This window comes from Acetobacter sp. DmW_043 (genome assembly GCF_002153485.1).
GTDB classification, from domain to species: Bacteria; Pseudomonadota; Alphaproteobacteria; order Acetobacterales; family Acetobacteraceae; genus Acetobacter; species Acetobacter thailandicus.
This window is the reverse complement of record NZ_JOMN01000084.1, coordinates 1-3,367: the sequence shown is the minus strand read 5'-3', so window position 1 is coordinate 3,367 and position 3,367 is coordinate 1. Positions and strand designations below refer to the sequence as shown.

At 49.2% G+C, this 3,367-nt stretch carries 3 protein-coding genes and 2 pseudogenes; 1 reads left to right on the top strand and 4 read right to left on the bottom strand.

From position 1 onward, the window contains the following. Positions 1 to 110: 110 nt before the first annotated feature. Positions 111 to 247: pseudogene (locus HK11_RS11800) on the bottom strand (DDE-type integrase/transposase/recombinase); the annotation flags it as partial. Between the two features lie 123 nt (positions 248 to 370). Here HK11_RS11800 and HK11_RS11795 point away from each other — a divergent pair. Continuing rightward, positions 371 to 967: a recombinase family protein gene (locus HK11_RS11795; protein WP_086555510.1), complete on the top strand. Its 597-nt coding sequence runs from the start codon at positions 371 to 373 to the stop codon at positions 965 to 967. Positions 968 to 1,138: 171 nt separating this feature from the next. On the opposite strand, the gene HK11_RS12660 is transcribed toward HK11_RS11795, so the two are convergent. The 3 genes and pseudogenes from HK11_RS12660 to HK11_RS11780 all read right to left on the bottom strand — a co-directional run. Then, a complete protein-coding gene (locus tag HK11_RS12660) occupies positions 1,139 to 1,213 on the bottom strand; it encodes a hypothetical protein (RefSeq protein ID WP_304528681.1) in 75 nt (24 codons plus the stop codon). Between the two features lie 247 nt (positions 1,214 to 1,460). Continuing rightward, positions 1,461 to 1,933 (bottom strand): annotated as a pseudogene (locus HK11_RS11785) (IS6 family transposase); the annotation flags it as partial. A gap of 162 nt (positions 1,934 to 2,095) precedes the next feature. Next, positions 2,096 to 3,367, bottom strand: a 1,272-nt coding sequence (locus tag HK11_RS11780) for a Hint domain-containing protein (RefSeq protein WP_198943270.1), incomplete at its 5' end; no start/stop codon positions are given.

Here is a 3,367-nt window from a genome sequence, read left to right as displayed (position 1 = left end):
CAGACAGTAAAAATACGTCACTCACAGGCTCATCCTCCATCGGTAAGCCTGTGAATCACAATCTTTCGCTCAGTTCAATAAATTAATAGGTCCTGAGCCTAGTTCAGATCAGAGCGGAATACTTCAAAACCTTTGATGTCGTATAGGCTATCTTGAAGGTTTTGAAACCACGAACCGACCTGATCAGCTGCTTGAGTTTGCCATGATCGGCCTCGATCACCTTGTTCAGGTATTTGACCTGACGGTAATGCAACAACAGTGGACCAAACAGGAAGAGGCAAATCGTCCTATATTAATTATAGTCTAATTAGGACAATCGGGAGCCACGGTGTATCAAGGGCTGCATGGTGGTTTTTTCTAGAGGGTTCAAATGGGACAACGCGCGGTCATTTATTGCCGGGTTTCCACGGCTGATCAGTCCTGCGTGCGCCAGAAGGACGAGCTGAAGCGGTTTGCCGAACGCGCGGGCTATGAAGTGTCAGGCATCTTCATTGAGACCGGCTCTGGCGTCCGGGTGGATCGGACCGAGCGTCGAAAAGTCATGGCCCAGGCCCAGGCCCGTGAAATTGACGCCATCCTGGTGACGGAGCTGTCCCGCTGGGGACGCTCGACTATTGATCTCATCTCCACGCTTCAGGAACTGGAGAGCTATCGTGTTTCCCTGATCGCCATAACGGGGATGACGTTCGACCTGGCTACGCCACATGGGCGAATGCTGGCGACAGTTATGGCCGGGATCGCGGAGTTTGAGCGGGATCTGATCAGCGAGCGGGTGAAGTCCGGTCTGGCTGCTGCCAGGTCGCGTGGGAAAGTTCTCGGCCGACAGAAAGGACAGCGGCCGAAGTCTGATCGTCTGGCTCCGAAGGTTCTGGCGCTGGTGGCTGAAAAGCGGAGTTATCGATGGATCGCCCGTGATCTGGGAATCAGCAAGAACACTGTTGCTGCCATTGTGCATAGGGAAAGGTGAGTTGATCGGCTGTTGAATATGGATTGCTTTCTGTCGTTCTCTATTGCCGGTCTAGAGGGTGTTATGCACTTTGCGTGAGCAGTCTGGCTGCATTTTTTAGCATGAAATTTGCGAAGGCTATGGTGTGTATCCCGCTTTCATCCAGCGCCGGGATTGCTGGTAAACCGCAGCCTACGAAGGAAAATCGTTCGGCATCGCCCGCCACGCAATACCGTAACGGATTACATAACGAAGACCGTTGAACAGCTCCCGCAGATCATGATGGCGTTACTCAGCGTCTCCCTTCATAAGAAGAAGATAAGGAACAATCAGAGACCACTCTTCTTCGCTGATATCAGATAGATATGATTTACGTGAATTATTCTTTCATCTGTTCTGCAATACTTACGCAAAGTGCATAACACCCTCTAGGCTCAGGACGGCTCTGTTGCAAAGTTGGAAGAAGCTGATGGGGCTCTGATTTTCGGGTTTTTTAAGATGTATAAATTCCGAACTATCTTTCAATAAGGCGCACTTCTCCCATGATACCTTCCTGGAACCGGAAGAATTTAGCCTGTCCCTTTTTCAGTGCCCGCATGACTTCAAAACCTTTGATGGTCGCATAGGCAGTTTTGAAGCTACGAGCCGCCTGATCAACTGCCTGAGTTTGCCGTGATCGGCCTCGATCACATTGTTCAGATATTTGACCAGGCGGAGCTACACCGTGTCAGGCGATTTGCCATCCGTCCTGAGCTCGCTGATCGCTATGCCATAGGTCGGTGCTTCGTCTATATTGATCGTCTCTGGCTTTTCCCAGGCCTTCAGACCGTTTACGGCCTTGCCCGGGAAACGTCTGGCAGCTGTGGCGTTCCGTGTGGGTGAGAGATAGAAATCAATCGTATCATCGTCCGTGTCAACGGCCCGGTACAAATAACTCCACTGACCTTTTACCTTAATGTAAGTTTCATCAACACGCCATCTGTGAGAAAAGCCGGGATCAAATACCTTTCCTGTTGAAAGCTTTAAACGCTCAATCAACCGGCACAAAACCGTTACAAGTCCACTATTGTCAGCCCTTATTTCACGTCTGGATCGGAGAAAAAAACTGAAAAAACCGAAGAATTTTTTCAGCTCTCCACATTTCCAGACTTACCCAGCAAACTTCAGATTAACTGGCTGCTCTTTATGTTGCCTGTAAGGTCCTGCTGCTATGACCTCGACAGAGAGCACTCTCATTTCACTACTTAGCCCCAGAGGAAGAACAGCATCTCCTTTAGTCCAGCGCATCGTCCTGCTGCTTTCAGTGCAGTGCCATCCTGCCAACTCCTCCTGTGTCAGATGTGTGTCCACGACTATAGACGCAGCCCCTTCAAGAAGCGTCACCATGCCGACAAGAACACCAAGAACACGTCTGTCATCAATAAATGGTCCTACTACATCATACGGACGACTGGTACGGGACATCAGAGTTACTGATGCTGTACCTGCCGGTATCATGAACAGAGCCCGCCCGTTCTGGCGGCGTATCTGCCGGATAACATCACCCGTTTGCGTCAGAAGATGCAGGTCAGGATCATATGTTAGTTCTGCTGTTTTGTTCTGGTGTGGCAGGTTCATCTGGTCCGCACGTTCCTCTATGTGACGGAAGATATTTTCAGCAAACTGTTGTGAAACATCGAGAGGGGCTGCTGCATCATCCCATGTCAGGTTGCGGGATGGTGTAAAAGCCACAAGCTTACCATGCTGGTAAAAGGCCTGACGATTGCCAGTATCAAGGTAACTTTCAGTCAGCACTCCATCTGCCATAATGACAGCGTGCTCATCTGTTTCAATATGATAATAATCATAGGATGTGATCGACTTATCATAAAATACTGAGCGGCCGTTCACCAGCATACGCACGGGAATAAACCGGCCATCAAAAAACAGACAATGCTCTGAGGTAATCAGCATATCTTTAAATGGCACACCCTCAGCCACGGCATTTTTCAGAATACGCACAGGGTAGCCCGCTTCATCATCTGGTAAATGAGGGCGCACAGTACAATATGATCGGCCAACCCACGTGATATGCCGTATCACTTCAATACTATTAACATACGCAATAACTTCATCGTTCATGGATAAGTCCTGAACCGGAGTTATGCCCGATGGAGTTTTAATCAAACTACCCGGCAAAAAACAAATTTCCGATTCAGCCTGCAGAACATCGTAGGTAGATCCAGCTTCTAATGTTGTAGCAATAGATGTTCCTCCTGCCTGTACGATCAGGGCTGCTGCCGAGCCAACGTAAGCACTGGTAATTACACCCCCACTATTAATGTAGAATGTATCACCATTTCCATCTTGCGAGTTCCCGGCAATAATAGAGTCACTAACAGATGATCCGCCGGCGTATACATGCCCGGCATCTGATACCAG